The sequence below is a fragment of the Psychrobacter glacincola genome, from assembly GCF_904846215.1.
Taxonomy (GTDB): Bacteria; Pseudomonadota; Gammaproteobacteria; order Pseudomonadales; family Moraxellaceae; genus Psychrobacter; species Psychrobacter glacincola.
Window position 1 is genome coordinate 1 of sequence record NZ_CAJGZK010000031.1, and the last position, 21,607, is coordinate 21,607.

At 41.3% G+C, this 21,607-nt stretch carries 17 protein-coding genes; 6 read left to right on the forward strand and 11 right to left on the reverse strand.

What is annotated here, in order from left to right; translation table 11 throughout:
* The first annotated feature begins 136 nt into the window (after positions 1-136).
* Entirely contained in the window at positions 137-520 is a 384-nt protein-coding gene (gene uraH / locus JMW90_RS12605; protein ID WP_201564621.1) for a hydroxyisourate hydrolase, read from the forward strand.
* Positions 521-761: 241 nt separating this feature from the next.
* Here the strand turns inward: uraH and trhO are convergent, their stop codons facing one another.
* Positions 762-1,856: an oxygen-dependent tRNA uridine(34) hydroxylase TrhO gene (gene trhO, locus JMW90_RS12610; protein WP_201564622.1), complete on the reverse strand. Its 1,095-nt coding sequence runs from the start codon at positions 1,854-1,856 to the stop codon at positions 762-764.
* A 543-nt stretch (positions 1,857-2,399) separates the two neighbouring features.
* Here trhO and JMW90_RS12615 point away from each other — a divergent pair.
* A complete protein-coding gene (locus JMW90_RS12615; RefSeq protein ID WP_201564623.1) occupies positions 2,400-2,894 on the forward strand; it encodes a hypothetical protein in 495 nt (164 codons plus the stop codon).
* Between the two features lie 186 nt (positions 2,895-3,080).
* On the opposite strand, the gene JMW90_RS12620 is transcribed toward JMW90_RS12615, so the two are convergent.
* The 3 genes from JMW90_RS12620 to metX all read right to left on the reverse strand — a co-directional run bounded on the left by JMW90_RS12620 (position 3,081) and on the right by metX (position 5,999).
* Complete coding sequence (locus JMW90_RS12620; RefSeq protein WP_201564624.1) at positions 3,081-3,662, reverse strand: tetratricopeptide repeat protein; 582 nt, start codon at positions 3,660-3,662, stop codon at positions 3,081-3,083.
* Positions 3,663-4,047: 385 nt separating this feature from the next.
* Complete coding sequence (gene metW / locus JMW90_RS12625; protein ID WP_201564625.1) at positions 4,048-4,665, reverse strand: methionine biosynthesis protein MetW; 618 nt, start codon at positions 4,663-4,665, stop codon at positions 4,048-4,050.
* Entirely contained in the window at positions 4,662-5,999 is a 1,338-nt protein-coding gene (gene metX / locus JMW90_RS12630; RefSeq protein ID WP_201564637.1) for a homoserine O-acetyltransferase MetX, read from the reverse strand. The genes metW and metX overlap by 4 nt, the downstream gene beginning before the upstream one ends.
* A 491-nt stretch (positions 6,000-6,490) precedes the next feature.
* On the opposite strand from metX, the gene hemH reads away from it, so the two are divergent.
* Positions 6,491-7,510, forward strand: coding sequence for a ferrochelatase (gene hemH, locus JMW90_RS12635; protein WP_201564626.1), 1,020 nt, complete (start codon positions 6,491-6,493; stop codon positions 7,508-7,510).
* Between the two features lie 242 nt (positions 7,511-7,752).
* Here the strand turns inward: hemH and JMW90_RS12640 are convergent, their stop codons facing one another.
* From JMW90_RS12640 to JMW90_RS12670, 7 genes are all read right to left on the reverse strand, one after another.
* Positions 7,753-8,118 carry a hypothetical protein gene (locus JMW90_RS12640; RefSeq protein ID WP_201564628.1) on the reverse strand — a complete coding sequence of 122 codons (366 nt, stop codon included), beginning with the start codon at positions 8,116-8,118 and terminating at the stop codon, positions 7,753-7,755.
* 357 nt (positions 8,119-8,475) lie between these two features.
* Positions 8,476-9,264, reverse strand: a complete 789-nt coding sequence (locus JMW90_RS12645; protein ID WP_201564629.1) for an SDR family NAD(P)-dependent oxidoreductase — start codon at positions 9,262-9,264, stop codon at positions 8,476-8,478.
* A 117-nt stretch (positions 9,265-9,381) separates the two neighbouring features.
* A complete protein-coding gene (locus JMW90_RS12650) occupies positions 9,382-9,837 on the reverse strand; it encodes a hypothetical protein (protein WP_227691966.1) in 456 nt (151 codons plus the stop codon).
* Between the two features lie 479 nt (positions 9,838-10,316).
* Positions 10,317-10,955: an STM2766 family helicase-associated protein gene (locus JMW90_RS12655; protein ID WP_201564630.1), complete on the reverse strand. Its 639-nt coding sequence runs from the start codon at positions 10,953-10,955 to the stop codon at positions 10,317-10,319.
* Between the two features lie 7 nt (positions 10,956-10,962).
* Positions 10,963-12,957 (reverse strand): STM2767 family DEAD/DEAH box helicase, encoded by a 1,995-nt coding sequence (locus tag JMW90_RS12660; RefSeq protein ID WP_201564631.1) that lies wholly within the window; start codon positions 12,955-12,957, stop codon positions 10,963-10,965.
* A 46-nt stretch (positions 12,958-13,003) separates the two neighbouring features.
* Positions 13,004-15,886, reverse strand: coding sequence for a DNA polymerase I (polA, locus tag JMW90_RS12665; RefSeq protein ID WP_201564639.1), 2,883 nt, complete (start codon positions 15,884-15,886; stop codon positions 13,004-13,006).
* A 367-nt stretch (positions 15,887-16,253) separates the two neighbouring features.
* Entirely contained in the window at positions 16,254-16,667 is a 414-nt protein-coding gene (locus tag JMW90_RS12670; protein ID WP_201564632.1) for an organic hydroperoxide resistance protein, read from the reverse strand.
* A gap of 627 nt (positions 16,668-17,294) precedes the next feature.
* Between JMW90_RS12670 and JMW90_RS12675 the strand changes: the two genes are divergently transcribed.
* The 3 genes from JMW90_RS12675 to JMW90_RS12685 all read left to right on the forward strand — a co-directional run bounded on the left by JMW90_RS12675 (position 17,295) and on the right by JMW90_RS12685 (position 21,456).
* Positions 17,295-18,890: a peptide chain release factor 3 gene (locus JMW90_RS12675; protein WP_201564633.1), complete on the forward strand. Its 1,596-nt coding sequence runs from the start codon at positions 17,295-17,297 to the stop codon at positions 18,888-18,890.
* 464 nt (positions 18,891-19,354) lie between these two features.
* Positions 19,355-20,209 (forward strand): RsiV family protein, encoded by an 855-nt coding sequence (locus tag JMW90_RS12680; RefSeq protein ID WP_201564634.1) that lies wholly within the window; start codon positions 19,355-19,357, stop codon positions 20,207-20,209.
* 83 nt (positions 20,210-20,292) lie between these two features.
* Entirely contained in the window at positions 20,293-21,456 is a 1,164-nt protein-coding gene (locus JMW90_RS12685) for an FHA domain-containing protein (protein ID WP_201564635.1), read from the forward strand.
* Positions 21,457-21,607: the final 151 nt, after the last annotated feature.

A 21,607-nucleotide genomic window follows, 5' to 3' on the forward strand; every position in this document is an offset into this window, starting at 1 on the left:
TTGATACTCCAGAGCAAGTTGACGATAGGTGTGACCGTCTTCTAGTTTCCTTAATATCATTTGTCGGTAATCTTTTGAATATGCCATAACGGTTATTGTATCGGATTTATTGTTCGTTGACTATAGTGTATTGGCTATGACCGCGACAGCGATTTATGCAGCAGGCGATCAAGATAAATATCAGTTATCTAGCCATATTTTAGATATCAGTACTGGTAAGCCTGCGCCAGATGTGAATGTAAGATTGATGATGCAAGAGAAGACCGGCAGCTGGAAACTGGTTAATACGCAAAAGACTGATGCTAATGGTCGTATTGGAACCTTTTTGCCCAATGACGCTGGCGTAAAACATGATGGTACTTATAAGCTGATTTTTGAGACCACCCCATATTTTCAAGATAAAGGTTTAAAATCTTTCTATCCTTATGTTGAAGTAAACTTCAATATCGAAGGCGACAAACATTATCATGTGCCAATTACTTTGTCAGCATATGGCTATAGTACTTACCGCGGTAGCTAAACCGTACTAAGTAAACAGACAGACCAAAAAAGAGGTTCTAGTGAACGAATTAACTAGAACCTCTTTTTTTATCTCGATTGGCATTAGTTTGATTGGTATAGTCAATGAAAAGTAATATCGACACATGATGTACTGCTGGTATCAATTTTTCTTGCTTGCTGTGCCCATGCAGACAGAGGCTGCAAAAAATTTGTACCAGCAGTACCGTCGTGTTTTTAGAGTATTTTGACTATAGATAAATTTATCTCGATTTGGCTTTGTTGGCTTTGTTGGCTTCGTCCGCTTGACGGCGCGCTTCAATCTTAGCCGCCTTACGCTTTTCTATGACGTCCATCACATCACTACCAATATGCGCTTCGCCACGTTTTTGTGCCAGCTGCATTTGATGCTCACGTTCACGAAAGCGCGCTTTTTGCTCATCGGTCGCTTTATCGATACAGTGCGGGCAAGACTCACCCTTTATATAGGCAGGGCTTTGCATGTCTTCAGCAGTAATCGGCATACGGCAAGCAAAGCACTGCTCATAGCTGCCTTTTTCTAAGTTGTGATTGACCGAAACGCGATTGTCAAAGACAAAGCAATCGCCTTGCCACATAGAGTCGCTAGCAGGTACCTCTTCGAGATATTTTAGGATACCGCCTTCTAAATGATACACCTCTTCAAAGCCTTGCTCTCGTAAGTAGGCAGTAGACTTCTCACAGCGGATACCACCGGTACAGAACATCGCGACTTTTTTATGCTTAGCGGGGTCAAGCTCTTTTGCCACATACTCTGGGAACTCGCGGAAGGTTTCTGTATTCGGATTAATCGCATTCTTAAACGTACCGATTTGTACTTCATAATCGTTACGCGTATCGATGAGCATCACCTCAGGATCTGAGATAAGCGCATTCCAGTCGCTTGGCTTCACATAGCGACCGACCGACTGTAATGGGTCAATGTTTTCTACGCCCATCGTGACGATTTCTTTTTTGAGCTTAACCTTAGTACGATAAAAAGGCTGAGCATCGGTATAAGACTCTTTAAAGGTAAAGCTGCCAATGGCCTCGATACTACGTAGGTAGTCAAGGACGGTATCAATACCTTGACGCGTGCCAGAAATCGTCCCATTAATGCCTTCAGCAGCAATCAATAAGGTGCCTTTGACCTCATTATCGACCATGATATTTAGAATTGGCTCGCGGTACTGCTCAAAGTCAGCAAAACGGGTGAATTTATAAAGAGCGGCAACGACGATATTATTGGTGACGCTATCGTAAGCAGGTGCTGACTTGTTATCAGTTACCGTGTTGTCTTGGATATTGCTATCTATATTTTTGTCTTGAATAGTACTCATGTTTTTCTCCTGCTGGCTAGGTCGCAAACCTAGTGCGTTGGGTTTAAATTATTTGTTGGAACTAATGGATAAAGCTAATAACACTAGCATGATTGTGGAATTGATAAATGCGCGCGTAGTGTAGCAAATTTTGCTCAGTTTTGCTTATGGTTTCAAATGGCTTAGCGCCTTTTTTATTATAAAGCGCGTAAATAATCTAACGATTTTGGATTATAAATTTTGTATTTTACGATTAAATCTCACTTATCAACAGGGAATTTAAGGTGCTGATATAGTTAAGATTAACTAACATGCAGTGTATTCTATATATAAAATGCATAGCGGTAAGCTTTGATACATAAGGAAATATTATTTACAAACTCTAAACAGGTCGATATCAAAACAGGCGTATATTGCACATCCTTGTATTAAATACTCATTCTTTAGCTCGCCTACTTTCCTGTAAGTTCTGTGTCAGCTGTTGCAAAGCTTCTAGCTGTTAAATACTGATAGAGACTCGCTATTTATGCAATGCTCGGTTTGTCCTCAACAAAGAGAAATACCATGATCAATAACCATGCTGTAATGCAAAGTGCCCCAAAGACTAAATTTTCGTTTATTAAGAAGTCACTGTTTGCAGGCGCACTCGCCACAGCTGCCTTTGACTTTTGGGGTCTATCGATAGCACCCCTTCTTGGTTTCGAAAAGCTCTCACCTATTAATCTCTCTACCGCTATGGTTGAGGTTTTGTTTGGCTCAGGGTTGACAGGTGTTCCAGAACTCCTGCATTACATCACCGGTTTGGCGCTCTATCCAATCGGTTGGTTGATTGTTGTGCGGCCAATATGGAAGGCAATCCTGCCATCGCTGCATTGGTCGATTACCGCTGTGGTCTACGGCATCGTGCTCTGGGTGTTCGCACTGTATGTGGTAGCGCATCTGATTACTGGGTTGCCACCGTTTATCGGTTTCACAGGAGTTACTTGGGTCGCGCTTAGCGCTCACATTGTTTATGCAGTGGTTGTGGCGTGGAGTTTAGAGACGCAGCGACTCGGATAATTATATAAACAGTTGTCATTTTTGCACGCAATGGCTGCCTAATAATTGATTGAGTAGGAATATAAACTACTCTTATGGAAGCTAGTCAAACAATGAAAGCAGAAGTCTTGTAAACACAAAAAATCCAGCGCAAAGGCTGGATTTTTTATTGCTTACTAACTGCTTTAAAGCGGATTTACTTAAAACTTACTTACTCTGGAACCAAGTATCGGCTTTGCTACGAGCGCTAGCGATATCAGCACTTGATAAGTTCAATGCCAATTGACCGATTTTGCCACGAGCTTTGTTACGGACTTTTTCGTCTAACATGCCATCACGGGCAGCCAAGTCATACCATTTGTAAGCATCGACGAGATTCTTTTGCTTCTCATCTAACAAAGCAAGGGTATAGCTGGCACGGTTATCACCACGCATGGCGGCTTTTTCTAACCAACCACGGGCTTGTTGTAGATTTGGTTGTACCCCTTCACCGCGCAAGTACATAATGGCTAAGTTAAGCTGAGCAGGGGCAACGCCTTGCTGAGCTGCCTTGGTATACCACTGAATCGCTTGTTGGGTATTTTTGGCAATACCTTCGCCTTTTTGCAAACGCTTGGCTAGGTAAAACTGAGCGTGATCATTACCTTGAGCCGCGCGATTGGACAACTCGCTGACAGGCATTAGCTCAAAACGTGACGTATCGAGTGGCACGTTTGATATTAACTCAGCGTTGGCAAAACCTGCACAAGAAAAAAGGGCAGTAAACAACGCAGCTTTTAATAATTTCATAGCAGCTCCAAAATTAGGCAGTTAATAAACACAAAAATTGTCCCGCCAAAGACATTTAGACGGCGATAACAATTAGGCGACATTTGCAAGACCAACTTACCTAATTATTAGCAATATAAGTAATCGTTATCATGTAACAATGGAGTCCAATAAAACCGATAAACGGTATTAATCAGGGTGCCATTGACACTATTTTGCTAGCTTAACACCCAAGCTTACGAAACTCAAATACTAATTACACGATTTACTGCCTATCTATACCTCATTGTCTTGAGCAAAATCATAGAGTTACTTGGGCGTAAGAATAGATTAACACTCTATTAAGGTTAAAATTGTACTTATAACTGTCCATATTACTGTTAATAACAGGTAGCAGGAGCGAGTATCACTCAGGTTTTTGTTTGCTGACGCGGTAAATAGCCACATCTGCCAGTAGGTTCGGCACTTGTCTTATCAATGCTGTCATCAGTGGCGTGTGACCTTTTTTAGAATCACTGACAGCAAAACGATTGATGATATGAATATCATGCTGCGCGCACAGCTTCTCAAAATCTTTGAAAGTACAGAGATGAATATTTGGGGTGTTGTACCACTCATACGGCAGCGCTTCTGAGACTGGCATAATACCTTTTAAACCCAAATGTATCCGGTTCTGCCAATGGGCAAAATTAGGGAAAGTGATGACCGCTTCACGAGCGACGCGCAGCATATCAAGCAACAGCAGATCGGGTGATTTTACGGCTTGTAGAGCACGTGCCATGACGACGGTATCAAAGCTATTGTCAGCGAAACGTGCCAAGCCATCATTCAGATCTTGCTCGACAATGGATAAGCCATTGGCAATCGCCTCATTGATTTTGTCTTCTTCAATCTCAAGTCCATAGCCGGTCACGCCGCGATTTTGCTGCAAATGCGCAAGCAGCTCGCCATTACCACAGCCTAAGTCAAGCACGTGTGAGTGCGGGGCAATCCAGCGCTCAGCCAATTGATGATCCATTCTCATAAGCGTGCTCCTGATTTTTGCTGGCTATTTTTGCTATTTTTACTTTGGTTATTACTCATAAAAGGTGCGTTGAGGAAGCCTTTAACAGCGCCCATATAACGCGGAATATCAAATAAGAACGAGTCATGACCGTGCGGCGCATCGACATTGATGTAGCTGACCGGTTTGCCGGTCGCCATCAGCGCATCGACAATTTCTTGTGAGCGCTCGGGGGCAAAACGCCAATCAGTAGTAAACGATACAATCAGATATTGGCATTCAGTATGAGCAAACGCAGCTTTAAGCGCTGTCAGCTCTTGGTGATTGCTCTCACTTATGTTGTCGATATCCGCACTGTCCGCTAAAGTGTTTGCCAACTCATCTTCGCGACTATCCGCTCTTACGGACTCCGCAAGCGATGAAGTTAAAAGATCTGCTGGCGCTGAAGAATCTATAGACTGCGTTAATGGATAGTCACGCGTCGGGTCAAAGTAATCTAGCGCTTTGGTCATCAGCAAATAGGTATTGGCATCGAAGTTTTCACTAAATCGCTCGCCTTGATAGCGCAGATAGCTCTCGACTTGGAATTCGACATCATAACCATACATAAACTTGCCTGATTTTAGATCACGGCCAAACTTGGCTTTCATCGCATCATCGGTCAGATAAGTAATATGCCCAACCATCCGCGCTAGAATAAGTCCGCGGCGAGGGTAGGTGCCTGCTTGCAGATAGCGCCCTTCTTTAAAGTCAGGGTCTGATAAAATAGACTGGCGTGCGACTTCATTAAAGGCGATGTTTTGTGCGGAGAGCTTTGGTGTACAGGCAATCACCACACAGCGCTTAATTCGCTCAGGATAATCTACTGCCCATTGTAGCGCTTGCATACCGCCCATTGAACCACCGACGACAGCGTGCCAGACGTCAATCTCTAACCGGTCTGAAAGCATGGCTTGGGTCTTGACCCAGTCTTTGATGGTGACCAGTGGAAAGTCAGGTCCATATACTTGTGCTTGGCTGCTATCTGGATTAATAGTCGTAGGACCGGTCGAGCCAAAGCAACTACCGATATTGTTAACACAGACGACAAAAAATCGATTGGTATCGATGGACTTATTAGGTCCAATCATATTGTCCCACCAGCCTGCTTTTTTGTCATCATCACTATGAAAGCCTGCCGCGTGATGGCTGCCTGATAGCGCATGGCAGATCAGCACAGCGTTTGACTTGTCGCTATTTAGCGTACCATAGGTTTCAATGATCAAATCAAACGACGGCAAAGTGCGGTTGCACTCTAGGGTTAATGGCTCAGCAAAATGAAGAGTCTGGGGCGTGACAATTCCTACTGAGTTCAAGGATTCATTAGTATTAACTGAATGCGTAGCATTGGCTTTATCTGTGGCGGACTGGTCACCGGTATTATCAGAGCGTGCGTTCAAAGCTACCTCACAAGACAACAATCATCAATAAAATAAGAAAGACACTATGTCGATGGATTGTTTGATCGACATAGTTTTTTTAACGGTTTTTATCTACATTGCTTCTTTGGCAATGTGCTTTCCTATTGTATGGCGATGCGCATATGAGTACAACCTCCAAGCGCAGACTTTCACGCTTAGTTTTTATATCGTTTAGCCAATCGAAAAAAGCACCATGTCATTATTATAAATTTAGGCGCAAACGACGCCATGATGTCGCAACAACTGCGTGTCAAATTGTATAAAGGTGCTTTTGCGATGCGTTGTGAAGGGTTAAAATGCTACACTTACCTCATGCTTATTTAATATTGTCTTAATAATCTTTTATCGAACTCTCTTTATCAACTTACCCATAAAACAGGGCTGCTATGAAACCTGAACTGCCTCCCCGTATTGCTGTTTTACTTGTCAACCTTGGTACGCCAGATGAGCCAACTGCGCCTGCCGTCCGTCGTTATCTCAAGCAGTTTTTGTCCGATCCACGCGTGATTGAAATCCCAAAGCTCTTATGGGCAATTATCCTCAATCTGTTTGTGCTGCCAAGTCGTCCTAAACGGGTAGCAGAAGCTTATGCCAGCATTTGGGATGGCGATTCGCCGATGCGCAATATCCTGAACACCCAAGTTGAGATGTTAGACAAGCGTTTGGCTGAACGCGCTGCGCCGTTTCGCGTCTCTGTCCATGCGGCGATGAGCTATGGTAATCCGGGTTTGCCGGATGTCATGGATCAATTGCGTAGTGAAGGGGTTGACCATTTCGTCATGTTACCCGTGTTTCCGCAGTATTCGGCGACATCAACAGGTGCAGTCTATGATGCGATTACTAAGTGGTCGCTGAAACAGCGTAATTTGCCTAATATAACCATAGTCAAAGATTACTTTGCCCATCCTTTATACATCAAAGCATTGGCAGATAGTATCCGCCGCTTTCAAGCGGTACATGGTAAGCCTGAAAAGCTTATGTTTAGCTTCCACGGTATTCCGCAGCCTTATGCTGATAAAGGCGATCCGTACCCGAAGCGCTGTAAATGTACGGCGGCGCAAGTCGCTCATGAGCTGGGTCTAAAACCAGATGAATGGATCATCAGTTTCCAGTCGCGCTTTGGTAAGCAAGAATGGATTAAGCCTTATACGGATGTGGTGCTTGAAGACTGGGGTAAGTCGAGCGTGCGTTCAGTACAAATTCTGAGTCCTGCGTTTTCGGCAGATTGCTTAGAGACATTAGAAGAATTGGCCATCGAAAACCGCGAGACTTTCCTGCATGCTGGCGGGCAAGAGTATCATTATATTCCAGCGCTAAACGCTGATGAAGCACATATAGACTTGTTGGAAGCAATGAGTGCGCCGTTGGTACAAGGTTGGGCAGGGACGCTAGATGGTTGGGCGTAAAACAGTAAGAAAGATGTAGATTTGAAATAGAGCAGCAAAAAATACCGAACGTGATGTTCGGTATTCTTTATGAACTATTTTATAAAGGTATAGTCAATGAAAAGTAATATCGACACATTATGTACTGCTGGTATCAATTTTTCTTGCTTGCTGTGATTACGCTGTGCCTACGCAGACAGAGGCTGCAAAAAATTTGTACCCGCAGTACCGTAGCGTTTTTAGGGTATTTTGACTATAGTGCTTTAAAAATCATTATCATGGCTTGTTTTTGCCGCATCTCTGTCGGCGATATCGACGATATCAGGATAATCGTTATCATCTAAATTGTCTTCTACCAGCAGCTCATCAATACGTGATTCATCGATATTTTGATGATGTACAGGGGTGAGACCTTGGGTAGCATCACTTCCAACTTGTGAGTTATTAAATCCTGCTTCATCGTCAAAGTCATCATTATCGATGATATGCAGCATAGGGTTGTCTAAATCAACTTGTTGGTTATCTTGGCTATCCTGATCATCACCATTACTGTCATCGGTATCATTAAGACTGTCATTACTTTCGATATGAGCCATCTCTTCTGGTAGTGGGGTTTTTGAATGTTCCATGCTGCTTTCCTTAGTTTTTATAATTGATAAGCCTATAGTCAGTGAAGAGTAGTATCGATACATTATGTACTGCTGGTATCAATTTTTCTTGCTTGCTGTGCCCATGCAGACAGAGGCTGCAAAAAATTTGTACCCGCAGTACCGTAGCGTTTTTTAGAGTATTTTGACTATAGTAGGATTTAAAAGTTAACCGTATAGCTATTTTGTTCGCTTATCTTCATTGCCTCTAGTAGTAAGGTGTCACAGGATGTTAAAAATATGTAAGAAGGTTGCTTATCTAACCATAAAAAAACGGCTGCCAAATCTTGGTAGCCGTTTAAATGTTGTCATGTTACTTTTGAACTTTATAATCTAAATTTATTTGGTGCCGATTTTACTATTGATAAAGCGCATTAATGAGTCAGGTGCAACTTGCGAGGCTGTATGCAGCATTTTAGCGGGAAAGCCAATGGGATAGTGAGTCCGTGACAGCTTGCGATTCGGCTGCGCGCTTAGTTTACATAAGGTTTTAGCCACATCATCAACGGTGAGATTGATGCCCAAACGGTCGATACTGGTGACACTGATGTCTTTGGTCATGTCGGATTTTACCCACAGTGGCATCACATCAATCACCTTGATACCTAGCTCAGCGTATTCGATATTCAGTCCTTCGGTCAAACCACGTACAAAGAACTTACTGGCAGAGTAAGGCGCCACTTCAGATTGACCATATATCGCTGAGGCAGATGAGAGATTGATAATTTTGGCGTTTTTATTATCTGCTAAATGCGGCGCTAGCTTATGACAGCCGATGAGCACACCTTTACAATTGATATCAATCAATGACAATTGCTTAGTCAAGTCAGTATTGGGTAACGCGCCACTCACCAATACGCCAGCATTATTAATCAAGACATCAATACTGTCAAAATTCTCCAGCATATGATCGATAGCTGTATCCCAGGCTTCAGGGTCAGTGACATCTAGATGACCATGGACGAGACGATTGCTTTTTAGTGCTTTTTTAAACGTTTTATCATCAATCGCCTGCTCAAGCTCAACCGTATCAATATCAAAAAGACCGACACTATGACCTTTTGCGAGCAGTCTCTTTGCTGTCGCTAGACCGATACCGCGTGATGCACCCGTAATGAATATATTCATAATGACTCGCTTAATGATTGATGATGAAAATGCCTGAAAAAATACGCTAATTTTTAGTATAGCAAATTATCTGTCAGAAGTTAGTGCTAAGACAAACGCTACCATGACCAGTGATTGCTACGCTTGGCATGATGAATAGCGTTTATTAGCTGATAATTTTTCTTCAAATATAGGCGATCTAAAACGCCATATATAGACCAAGGCAATTGCGTAAACGCCGGTTTCTGCCATTTCTTCAACGATCTCACCCAAACCTTGAGGAATCATAATCGCGTTTCCGCCCATATATTCCAACAGCGCCAAGCCCACTATCATAAGATATAAATAAACTGGCACCGATTTGAACACTGCCCACAGATATCGCCATGTATAGGCTAATAAACTGATAATAAGCAGATAAATCATAAGAAGTATCGCATCTTCCCACCAGTCATAGGACTGATTTAATAGTGAAAAATCGCTCGAAATAAAGAGCTCGGGTACGTAGTTTAACTCACGACGAATCACCGCAAAAAACGTCAACAATGATGCCAACCAAAAATAAAGACCTTGCTTGCTCTCACTCTGCACCACGTATTGCGTAGAGCGTAATAGACAGGCTATCAACAGGATAATGCCGGGGATTTCGATAATGCCATCTACAAATAAGGGCTCCTGATTTTAAGAATAAAAAAGTGAGCACGGAGGCTCACTTTAAGATAAAAGATAATCTGTAAAGAAATAAGATAGGGTTATTATAGCGACAATGATGATACGCGACTGTTTTTTTAGTTTACGCTATGAGAGTCAATTGTCTCGAACAACATTAAACCTACTTAAAATTTCCTTAAGAATCAATGTGCTTCATCCCAATTCTGCCCACTGTCTGTCTCCACTAATAATGGTATAGAGAAATTAATGACATTTTTATTTGCAAGATAAAACCATCGTTAGATTATATTTGAAGTTCGTTGTAAACTCTGGTAAGAAAAAATTCAGCGCGATAAGAAGCTTTGGCGAAATACGTAGCATATATTTTCTATATGGTAAATATAAAGCATATTGTAAAATTATTATTTAATATAAGTACAGTCAGTATTTAAGTCTAAAATGTCTTCAAAAAAAGCAGAGTCAATCTGCTTTTCTAAACCAATTTTAAAAGTACCATGTGAGGAATAGCATATATCAAAATGATTTAATGGGTGCTTTTTACCTTTCTCATGTTTTTCGTCATAATCGTATCTAATATATGAAGGCTCAAACTGAAATATCTCTTCTAATATAGCTATACCCAAATCTATATCAATATCTAGGTCAAATGAATCTGTTTCATTCCAACCAATATAAAATTCAGTTAACGAGGGGTTTCTAATAAAATTATCGTCTTTTAAGATGGCTAAAGCACTAGAAATTGCATAGCTATCCAAATTCTTACCATTCAAGGTCATTATGTCATTTACTTTCTTATCTTGAATAGATACTAAGAAAGGATAAGCAACACTAAAAAATTTATCCCCACTATAGAAAAAAAGTCTCATCGACTTATCGAATTTTAGTTTTAAAGTGGATTTATAAGGTGTAGTTGTTCCTGTATTGATAAGTATATATCGAGATGATAATAAAATTATTTGAGCATAATCAGTTTTATTCCTAATAGGTCGAAAAAGAATGTTCTCTTGAGAATTATTAAGTGTTAACTCTATTTTTTTCATAATCGACCTACAAAAACTCTTTATTATTATTTACAAATCTTATAAGTACTTTCTTATCAGCTTCTATTAGTCCTGTATTTTTTACCATATCTAAAAGCTTATTACGATATTTTATTTCTATAGATAACTCATCAAATATATCCATCATAACGTCATAATGCGACTTTCGCTGCTTGATATAGTTGAATCTTGTTTGAATATTTATTTTTTCATCATCAGTAGGCTCATGGATTAACATTTCTTTATGATCAATTATATATTGAAGACCTTCAGTCATCTTATCCGTTAAACCAGACCTTTCACCACCTTTAACTAGAAAGTAAGACTTAATGAATGAGCGAGTAAGCATTGTATATAATGAGTTTCGATAACTAGAGCCATCTGAGATTCTATTCGTAATACAAATAACAAAAGGAAATTCTAATCCTTTAACGTTATTTCTATTACTGATTAAGACCTTACCATCTTCTTTTTCTTTGGATTCATATGCTTTATTAACTTCCCATTTAAAGTTGTTCTGTATTTCAAGTTCTAAGATATCAGCATTATCATATATACTTCTTGAGTTATCTAAGAAAATAATTCCAATATCATCAGGTTTTACAGTTTTATTTTCACTAATTATTTCAGAAATTATATCTATGATTTTGTTAGGTATAGAGGTTTCAAATTCGACAATTCTGATACTTTCAAAATCATCATCTAGGTCTTCAAATCTCTTTAGTGGCTCTCTGCTTAAATAGTAATTTGAACCCTCTATTCGTACATTATATCCACAGTCTTTCCATTCTTTTTCTTCGAGCCATCTAAGTTTATTTGCCTCAAAAAGCCCCATACCTAAAGCATGTGCGAACATTAATGTTCTAGAGTCAGTACGGTAGCACTTACTTAGTAAAAAGTCTGGCTCAATTGAACTCATAATATTTTCATCAAAAATACTTTGGAAAATATCGCCTGCAATATATAGATTTTTTTCAGTAGCTAAATCGCAAAGTATAAAAAAATCATCATCGAAATCTTGACTCTCATCAATAAAAATGTATGTAAAAGCAGGTGGTATCTCATTACCATATTTCTCTTTTATGTCTTCTATCGCTATTTTACAAGCTTTATCAAAAGACATTGCATTTGAATAACTATTGAAAGGAATTTGGTAGTAATTACAAATATAACTATATACTCCGGAATCTCTATCCTTACCAGAGCCCCAAGAATGTATACACCATAATCTATCTTTCCATTCAATTTGTTGTTCAACTTTCATAAAGTTAAAGAACTCCGGAATCCTTCTTCTTATAGTATGAGCAAGAATTTTATTATGACAAGTGAAGATTATTTTTGCATTAGGTTCTTTAATATATAAATCTTTTAACTTATGTAAAAGTAATTCTGTTTTTCCTGTTCCTGAAAGACCTTGAATTTTTATATTTTTCTTCTCAGGATTCTTATATATAAATCTTGTTTGGTCGCTATCAAATAACTGAATCTTCTGTTTTACTTTGTCGAGTAAGTTAGTAGGGACATTATCTTTAACTCTATTTATATCGTTAATACTACCAATAAAAAGTGAAATCATAAGATCTACTTTTTTTGATTCTAAATCATCACTCAACTTAACAGTTTGTAAAAGCGTAGGGATATCTTTGATCTCGGTTATGGAGAGATCTGTTTCTAGTAGGTTTGCTCTCCAATGTCTTGACCTACCTATGACGCTCTTATACTGATATTTGTCAGAGATAGAACTCAAGTCTTCAATAACATCTTCTACAAAGTCATCATAGGAGTCATTATTTTTATGATCACAATTAATAATAGTAATTTTTTTCTTTGACGAAAGAAGTATTAGGGCATTATTATATGAATATGAGTACTTATTATCGGTCAATGGTCTATCTAAGATATAAATTAGTGTTTTATTACTATTTGCATAAGACTCTATAGAGTCTATGAAATCAGCATTACTAGAGTTTTTTTCTGCACCTAAAAAAAAGTAATCACTCATAACTTATATTCCCGAATAATATATTGACATAATAACCTAATAATCTTTAATGCGCCTCATCCCAGTTCTGACCACTATCCGTCTCAACCAATAGCGGCACTGCAAAGTTGACGATCCAACCTTTTTCAACCGCTGTTGCTGTTAAGACATCTTGCATAGCATCCGTAATCAATCGGCTTATCTCATCGACCTTGTCGGCATCGACTTCAAATACCAGCTCATCATGTACTTGCAGTAGCATTTTTGCTTGCTCTTTTGGTAATACTTTATCGACGGCAATCATCGCAAGCTTAATCAAGTCAGCGGCTGAACCTTGTAATGGCGCGTTAATCGCCGCCCGTTCAGCGCCTTGTTTGACCATACGATTGCTGTGATTGATATCAGGGGTATAAAGCTTGCGGCCCAATATCGTCTCGACATAACCATGCTCATAGGCGCTGGCACGAGTATTAATCATATAGTCTTTGACACCAGGGTAGCGATCAAAATACATATCGATATAGTCTTGCGCCTCGCTACGGCTCATCTGTAACTGCTTGGCAAGTCCAAAGGCGCTCATGCCGTATAGCAGACCGAAGTTAATGGCTTTGGCATTACGGCGCTCGGTTGCGCTAACATCTGTAACATCTTTGCCAAGTACTTCGGCGGCAGTGGCTGCGTGAATATCTAGCCCTTCATTAAAGGCATGAGTTAGGTTTTTATCACCTGAGAAATGCGCCATCAAACGCAGCTCAATTTGCGAATAATCCGCTGCCAATATCACTCGACCTTCTGGGGGGATAAAGGCTTGACGAATCAAGCGACCAGTCGCAGTACGAATAGGAATATTCTGTAAGTTAGGATCTGTTGAGGATAAGCGACCAGTACTGGTTAACGCTTGATGATAACTGGTATGGACGCGGTCAGTTTCAGCATCTGCAACGTTATCTAGCGCATCGGTATAGGTGCTTTTAAGTTTAGAGAGTCCGCGATACTCTAGGGTGATATCGACCAAAGGATGGTCGATTTTTGACAATACGGCTTCACCAGTAGAGTATTGACCGGTTTTGGTTTTTTTGCCACCCCCGACGCCAAGCTTATCGAATAACATCTCGCCAAGCTGCTTAGGAGAGCCAAGATTAAATTCCTCACCGGCGACTTCGTAAGCACGTTTTTCTAGAGCGATAATCTCTTCATCAAAGCGTTTTGATAGCTCATTTAAAAACGGACGCTTGATTAAGATGCCATTGGCTTCCATTTGGCACAGTATCTCCGCCGTTGGGATTTCTAGCTCGTGTAGCAGCTTAGCGTTATTGGTGTCATCAGCAAGTTTTTGACTAAATAAATCAAACAACTGATAAGTGATATCAGCATCTTCACACGCATAGTCACTAGCAATATCAATCGCTACTTGATCAAAACTCACTTGCTTAGCGCCTTTACCAGCGACATCCTCAAAGCTGATGGTTTGCGTTTGTAGATAGTGCCGCGCCAAGTCATCCATACCGTGACGGGTAATCGCCGCATTAATCACATAGCTGGCAAGCATGGTATCCATCGCCCAGTTATTGGGTTTGTCATGAATATTGCCTAAGAGATTGATATCGTAAAGGCTAAGAATATGCGCGTCGTATTTTAAATGCTGACCGATTTTACCGATTTTGGTATTTTCTAATATGGGCTTTAAGCGGGCAAGTACCGTATCGCGGTCGAGCTGTTTTGCTGTTAATTCATCACCCTCTAGCGCATGAGTTAGCGGTATGTAATAGGCTTCATGCGCTTGCACGGCAAAAGACAAGCCGACCAATTCAGCCTGACGCCAATAGACGCTTGTGGTTTCGGTATCTATAACGAAATGCGGTGCAGATTGTAGCAATTGAACCAAGCTGTCAAAAGCAGGCGCGTCTAGAATAGTATGCCATGCTCTATCATGACTTTTGCTATCAGTGACATGACCGATGGTGCTTGATTGTAGAGACTTGGCGATTTGCGCTTGCGATTCAGCATCGGCCTGACTATCAGCGACACTTTGCGCGCCATGCCCATTAGCATTGGCGGGATGATTAGGGTGATCAAGTGACGCCAGCTCATTTCTAAATTCAAGCTCACTATATAGCGCACGTAGCTCATCGATATAGGCGCAAGGATCGGTGTTTATTTTTAAATCTTGCCAGTCTTGCCCCACTTCTAAATCTGTGACGATGGTTGCCAGCTGCGCATTCATCGGAATGTCATCGGCATATTCGAGCAAGTTTTTGCCAGCACGCCCTTTGATATTGGCGACGTTTTTGAGCATATTATCGATATTGCCATATTCATTGAGCAAATCTTTGGCAGTCTTTTTACCGATACCGGGCACACCTTTGATACCGTCAGAGGAATCACCCATTAAAGTTAAAAAATCAATCATTTGCTCCGGATTGATACCGAATTTTTCAACCACGCCAGCGCTATCCGTCATCTTGCCTGTGAAGCTGTCTTCTAGTATGACGCAGTCATTAATCAGCTGCATCATGTCTTTATCACCGGTCGAAATCACCACATGATGCCCTTCGGCGACCGCACGATAGGCGAGCGTACCGATAATATCATCCGCTTCTGCGCCTTCGATACGTAATAGGGGAATCCCAAGCGCGGTGACCAAACGATGAATATAAGGAATCTGCTCGGCAAGCTCGATATCCATTTTTGGACGATTGGCTTTATAGTCTTCTGACATGGCATGGCGAAAGGTCGGTGATTTGGTATCAAAACAAACCGCCATGTGCGTTGGGTGATAGCGGCGCATCAGCTTTAAAAGTGCATTGAGCGTGCCACGTATTGCATTGGTGACTAGCCCCTGCGAATTCTGCATGGTTTTTGGCAGTGCATGATAGGTGCGAAACAGATAATAAGAGCCATCGACCAAGATAAAAGGTGGCTGGTTTTTGTCCACATGCGTGGTGTCCATCGTTGCCACATTTGGCAGCGTCGCAAAGTTTGGTAGCGTATTGGGATTGATGGGCGAGTGGGAGTTGTGATCGTTGGCAGTCATAGAAAGTCACTTATCAGGTTTTGGGTCGCAAGTATTGGTCAGTAAATATTTTGCAGCAAATATTGAATAAAAAGATACCCTCATTATAACGATAAAAGCGTCGCGTGCCGAATGGATGATGAATGAATAAAATCAATAAAATCTATAAAGAGTGACGATGTTTATGACCCCAAACGTTTATGACCCCAAACGATGAGACCATAAAAAAAGAACCCAGATCAACTGAGTTCTTTTCATTTTTGCAAATAGCACTATTGCGACAAATATCATCGTTATTAAACGCTTATTTTACTTCTGAAGTCACTTCAACATCGATATTGCCCCGTGTCGCTTTTGAGTACGGGCAAACTTGATGCGCCTTTTCGACTAGCGTCTGAAACTCATCAGCAGATAAGTCAGTATTCTCACCCGTCACATGAATTTTTGCTGCTAATTTAAAGTCAAGACCATCACCTTTCATCAGGTCTACTGATATTTCAGTGGTCGAATCAAACTTTGCTTTTTCTGCCCCTTTGACTGCGCCAAGTGCACCATCAAAACAAGCAGCATAGCCCATAGCGAACAGTTGCTCTGGGTTATTACCGTCTTTACCAGAACCAGGTGCAACCATATTAATCGTCAAGTCGCTGTCTTGGAGGCTAGCGCTACCTGCACGGCCACCAGTGACAGAGGCTTTGGTCGAATATAAGGTTTCCATAATTTATCCTTTTATGTGAATTGTTGTCCATCATTATCTAGATAGTGCTTTTCAGTCTTATTATAGCTAGTTTTAAAATAGCCCATCTAGCATAACAGAGGATAAGGCGAGCTTTATATAGCGGCGGTAAAAGTATGCTATGAATTTGTAAGTTTATCTTCTAAGTTTATTTTCTAAGTTTAGCAGCGAAGACGCTGTCGTTGGTTCGGGCAGTAAATGAGCTGACAATAAGTGTCATCGGGCGCAGCTAAAATGCGATTGGACGATATATAGTCGATTCATTTTAAAAACAATACAGTGCTATTGGCTATACATTTTTTGCAGCCTCTGTCACGCCTGCGAACAGCAAGCAAGAAAAATTAACTTCAGCAGCGATTGATGATATTTGTATTTCTTTTATTTAGGACTGACTACAGTTAATAAAGTAACCGCTGACTTTTTAGCCACGCAAATCACAAAATACTCTTAAGCTTAAAAAAGCCATGAACACTCTTTATTTGCTCGATAGAGCGTGTTTTTTTATGCGCTAATTCTGCACCTCGGCGCTAAATCCGCTACAATACGCCCATTGTTTACTCTATTTATTTAGATTGATTTCTAAATGACACAACGTTGAAGCCAAAAATTATGAGCGTAGATCCAAAGAAACTGAATAAAGAAGTGGCCAAACGTCGCACCTTTGCCATCATCTCGCATCCTGATGCTGGTAAGACCACGATGACCGAAAAATTGCTGCTATGGGGTCAAGCGATTCAAGTAGTGGGCGAGGTCAAAGGTCGTAAAACGGACCGTCATGCGACATCGGATTGGATGAGCATGGAGCAAGAGCGTGGTATTTCTATCACGACTTCTGTGATGCAATTTCCTTATCAAGCGCACGTGGTCAACCTACTCGATACCCCAGGTCACGCCGATTTTAGTGAAGATACCTATCGTACGTTGACCGCGGTCGACAGTGCGCTGATGATGGTTGATGGCGCAAAAGGCGTAGAAGAACGTACCATCAAGCTGATGGAAGTTTGCCGGATGCGTGATACGCCCATTATCTCATTCGTCAATAAACTCGATCGCCAAATTCGTGAGCCGCTTGAGCTGCTAAGTGAGATCGAAGCGGTATTAAAAATTAAATGCATTCCTATTACGTGGCCTATTGGTATGGGTCAAGATTTCGTCGGTGTCTATCATCTGACCGAAAATAAGACTTACTTTTATGAAAAGGGTCATGGCGGCGAGATTACGGTTTCTGAAACTCGTGAAGGTTATGATTATCCTGATATCCGTGAGCGCTTAGGCGCGCTGATGTTTGCGTCGTTTGAAGAGTCACTTGAGCTGGTACAAATGGCGCTTGAAGATTTCGATGTGGATGAGTTTTTGGCTGGCGAGATGACGCCTGTCTTGTTCGGTACCGCCCTCGGTAACTTTGGTGTCAACATGGTACTTGATACCTTAATAAAATATTCACCGCCACCAAAAGCGCATCCAACCAATGAGCGTGAAGTGGCTGCCACTGAGACAACGTTTAGTGGTTTCGTCTTTAAGATTCAGGCAAATATGGATCCGCGTCATCGTGACCGCATTGCATTTTTACGTATCTGCTCAGGCAAGTACGAGAAAGGCATGAAATTAAAGCATGTGCGTCTAGGTAAAGAGGTACGTATCGCTGATGCTTTGACTTTTTTGGCAGGTGATCGCGAAGCGTTAGAAGAGGCATATCCGGGCGACATCATTGGTTTACATAACCATGGCACCATCTCTATCGGTGATAGCTTCACGGAAGGCGAAGAGCTGAATTTTACCGGTATCCCGCATTTTGCTCCTGAGTTGTTCCGCCGTGTTATTCTAAAAGACCCACTCAAATCAAAAGCCCTGCAAAAAGGTCTACAGCAGTTGAGTGAAGAGGGTGCCACACAGGTCTTTATGCCGCAGATTAATAATGATTTGATCTTAGGCGCGGTCGGTGTACTACAGTTTGAAGTGGTCGCCCATCGCCTAAAAGAAGAGTACAAAGTACAGTGTATCTTTGAGCCGGTATCGATTGCGACGGTACGTTGGATTCATTGCGATGATGAGATTGCGTTAGCCAAGTTTAAGCGCAAAGCCCATGATCAACTATCGCTAGATGGCGGCGGTCATCTGACTTATCTTGCGCCATCACGGGTGAACTTGCAGCTGATGCAAGATCGCTATCCAGAAGTGACGTTTAGCAATACGCGCGAGCACTAGAATCCATTATTCCACTTTGCTTAATCTTAAAAGACACGCTATCGTGTCTTTTTTATGAGCTATAGTTAAAATATCTCAAAAACGCTACAGTGCTGCTGGTATAAATTTTTTGCAGCCTCTGTCTGCGTAGGCACAGCAAGCAAGAAAAATTAATATCAGCAGTACTTGATGTATCGATATTACTTTTCCCTGACTATATCTAGAGAGTTTCATACTGGTTTGTTATCAAGAGTGAACCCTCGACAACACGAACAGTGTTCCTACAATATAGGACAAAGGTTACGGTAGACTATCAGTAAACCTTTATATAGTTAGATGAAAATAGAAATGTTATGAAAATTTAAACGCGCTATTGGTATAAATTTTACTGGCGTGCTGCGTTCCCAGAGGCTGCGCAAAATTCATACCAATAGCGCTATAACAATTTTGTAGTAAATTCACTATAGGTATATTAAAGAGGCTATATGAAAACTGCTAACCAATGCCTTGCTATTAAGTCGCAATCAGCCCAGCAATCTTCTACAGAAGTGGGTAGGTTGCGTCTGTTTTCAATAGTAGGTAGTGCATTGCTGTTTGGTACATTAAGCTTCTCAGCCTATGCCAGTAGCCTTTTTAGCAGTACAGAATATCTAGATTATCAGTTACCTAAAAAACTCCAAGAAAGCTGCACGGCGGGTGATAATTGTCCTGAGATTGAAGTTAAATATCTTAATACCAATCACAAATGGATCAATGATATTACCAATCAGCGCATCAATACGTTGGTTATTAATAGTAAACCGTCTGAATCTGCGCCTATCACTACCAAAGCCACTCCAGCCGCTGTCAAAAGCGCGCTTGATGGTTTTGTCGCCTCGCAATTTAATGAGCTACCGAGTGACAGTGCATTTGCCTACAGCCTAAAGGTGACACCTGAGTATGTGGGTCATATCAATGATTTCGAGACGTTCGAGATAAGCTCATATGTCTTTGTTGGCGGCGCACATGGAATGCCGTATAGCGAATATTTGGTATTTGATCAAAAGACGAAAAAACAAATCGAACTGGCTGATATGCTACAAAGCGGTAAAAAATCACAGTTTAAGGCGCTTGCTTATAATGCGTATAAGGACTGGGTAAAAACGGTCGATAAAGATATTAAAAACTACGAGAAAAATTGGCCATTTACCTTAAGTGACAACGTGACATTGACGGATAAAGGAATTGATATTCGTTATCAGCATTATGATATCGCTCCCTATGCTTATGGCATGCCAGTGCTCAGCATTCCTTATAATAAGCTTGGCGGTATCATACAATCACGCTTTATCCCTAAATAATATAGCTATAAACGTAAGATATAATGGGATGGGTCAGCTAATGACCATCATGAAATATTTAATAATAAATAAGGAGTCATCGCATGACAAACGATATCGATAATATGAATGCCGCAACGACCAATACATGGCAGCTAAATGCCCTGACAGAAGCACTTGGTGATCTGACATTGACGGTCACTGACAGCCTCTCTGTGGGCCGTGGTAGTGATAATGATTTGGTACTAGGCAGCAAGCAAATTTCGCGCAATCATGCCCAACTGAGTGTCTTAAACGGTCAGCTATATGTCACAGATCTAGAGTCGTCAAACGGCACTTTTATTAATGATGAGCGTATCGCTGCCAATGAATCGAAGCACTTAGCAGCAGAGGATACGCTTGGGTTTGCAAGCTTTAGTTTTCAGGTAAGTGCGCCAGTAGCTGCTACTGTTATTCATGAGCAAGCAGTTGCAGATAAACCAACGTTGATGTTGAGTCCTGATACTGAGATAGCACCTATTGTTGAAGCAGAGCCAGTCGTCAAAGAAACCATGATAAAAGAGATATTACCTGTCGAAAATACTTTACAAACTACACCTGTTGCTACTATGCCTGTTGCTGATGTGCAAGCAGAACCGATTGTTAGCGCTGCTCAAACAGATGAGCCAGTAATTAAAGAAACAGGCATTACTGACATCTTAGCCGCCGCAGATAAAGCCGAACCTGTATTGAGCGAAGTAGAATATAGTCCTACTGAAACCTCAAGTATCCCTAGTGCGGCTGATGAGCAGGAAGTAACGCAGTCTAGACCAACAGACACTGTGCCGACCGAAACCATGTCAACCCCTTCCGCTCATCAAGAATTACTTGTAGAGCCGCCCGTCTTAGCTGACGAGCCTGTGCTACATAAAGTTGCGGTAGCTGAAACCCTTTCAGAAACGTCTCCTGTAAATGCAGCGCCAGTCGTTGAGGCAGCTGTTGAGCCAGAGCATGACAAAACCACCAAAACCGCCCTGCAAGAAGAAGCAGATCCGGATGTCCTGCGTGCAAAACAGACAGCCACGTCACAGTTTTCGGGTACAGCCAATCTAGGTCAATCTCGTGATTTGGGCACTACTGGCAATAATGCGATGGATCAAGCGCTTGATAACCCCGCCAATACAGGATCGGTTGAAAAGAAACCGAGCGGGAGTTGGTTTATATGGGTGTTTGTCGCGATTATCATTATTGGCTTAGCGCTGTGGTTGTTTAATACAGGCATGTTATAGCCAATCTTTAATGATAAGGCGGTCTTTATTTCCTAGATTCAAATAAGAAGTGCAACGTTTTAAAAGAATGAGTTGAAGAGTAAGATGTGCCGTGTTGCATTTCAAACTTCAACTCCTACATATCAGAACGTTATGACACACTATACACATC

What these genes read in the sequence shown, in the direction of transcription:
- metW (WP_201564625.1), bottom strand. Translation starts at nt 4,665, where the DNA reads ATGAGAATGGATCATCAATTGGCTGAGCGCTGGATTGCCCCGCACTCA.
- JMW90_RS12655 (WP_201564630.1), bottom strand. Translation starts at nt 10,955, where the DNA reads ATGAAAAAAATAGAGTTAACACTTAATAATTCTCAAGAGAACATTCTT.
- JMW90_RS12680 (WP_201564634.1), top strand. Translation starts at nt 19,355, where the DNA reads ATGAAAACTGCTAACCAATGCCTTGCTATTAAGTCGCAATCAGCCCAG.
- JMW90_RS12615 (WP_201564623.1), top strand. Translation starts at nt 2,400, where the DNA reads ATGATCAATAACCATGCTGTAATGCAAAGTGCCCCAAAGACTAAATTT.
- trhO (WP_201564622.1), bottom strand. Translation starts at nt 1,856, where the DNA reads ATGAGTACTATTCAAGACAAAAATATAGATAGCAATATCCAAGACAAC.
- JMW90_RS12685 (WP_201564635.1), top strand. Translation starts at nt 20,293, where the DNA reads ATGACAAACGATATCGATAATATGAATGCCGCAACGACCAATACATGG.
- JMW90_RS12645 (WP_201564629.1), bottom strand. Translation starts at nt 9,264, where the DNA reads ATGAATATATTCATTACGGGTGCATCACGCGGTATCGGTCTAGCGACA.
- JMW90_RS12660 (WP_201564631.1), bottom strand. Translation starts at nt 12,957, where the DNA reads ATGAGTGATTACTTTTTTTTAGGTGCAGAAAAAAACTCTAGTAATGCT.
- JMW90_RS12640 (WP_201564628.1), bottom strand. Translation starts at nt 8,118, where the DNA reads ATGGAACATTCAAAAACCCCACTACCAGAAGAGATGGCTCATATCGAA.
- polA (WP_201564639.1), bottom strand. Translation starts at nt 15,886, where the DNA reads ATGGACACCACGCATGTGGACAAAAACCAGCCACCTTTTATCTTGGTC.
- hemH (WP_201564626.1), top strand. Translation starts at nt 6,491, where the DNA reads ATGAAACCTGAACTGCCTCCCCGTATTGCTGTTTTACTTGTCAACCTT.
- JMW90_RS12620 (WP_201564624.1), bottom strand. Translation starts at nt 3,662, where the DNA reads ATGAAATTATTAAAAGCTGCGTTGTTTACTGCCCTTTTTTCTTGTGCA.
- uraH (WP_201564621.1), top strand. Translation starts at nt 137, where the DNA reads ATGACCGCGACAGCGATTTATGCAGCAGGCGATCAAGATAAATATCAG.
- JMW90_RS12675 (WP_201564633.1), top strand. Translation starts at nt 17,295, where the DNA reads ATGAGCGTAGATCCAAAGAAACTGAATAAAGAAGTGGCCAAACGTCGC.
- JMW90_RS12670 (WP_201564632.1), bottom strand. Translation starts at nt 16,667, where the DNA reads ATGGAAACCTTATATTCGACCAAAGCCTCTGTCACTGGTGGCCGTGCA.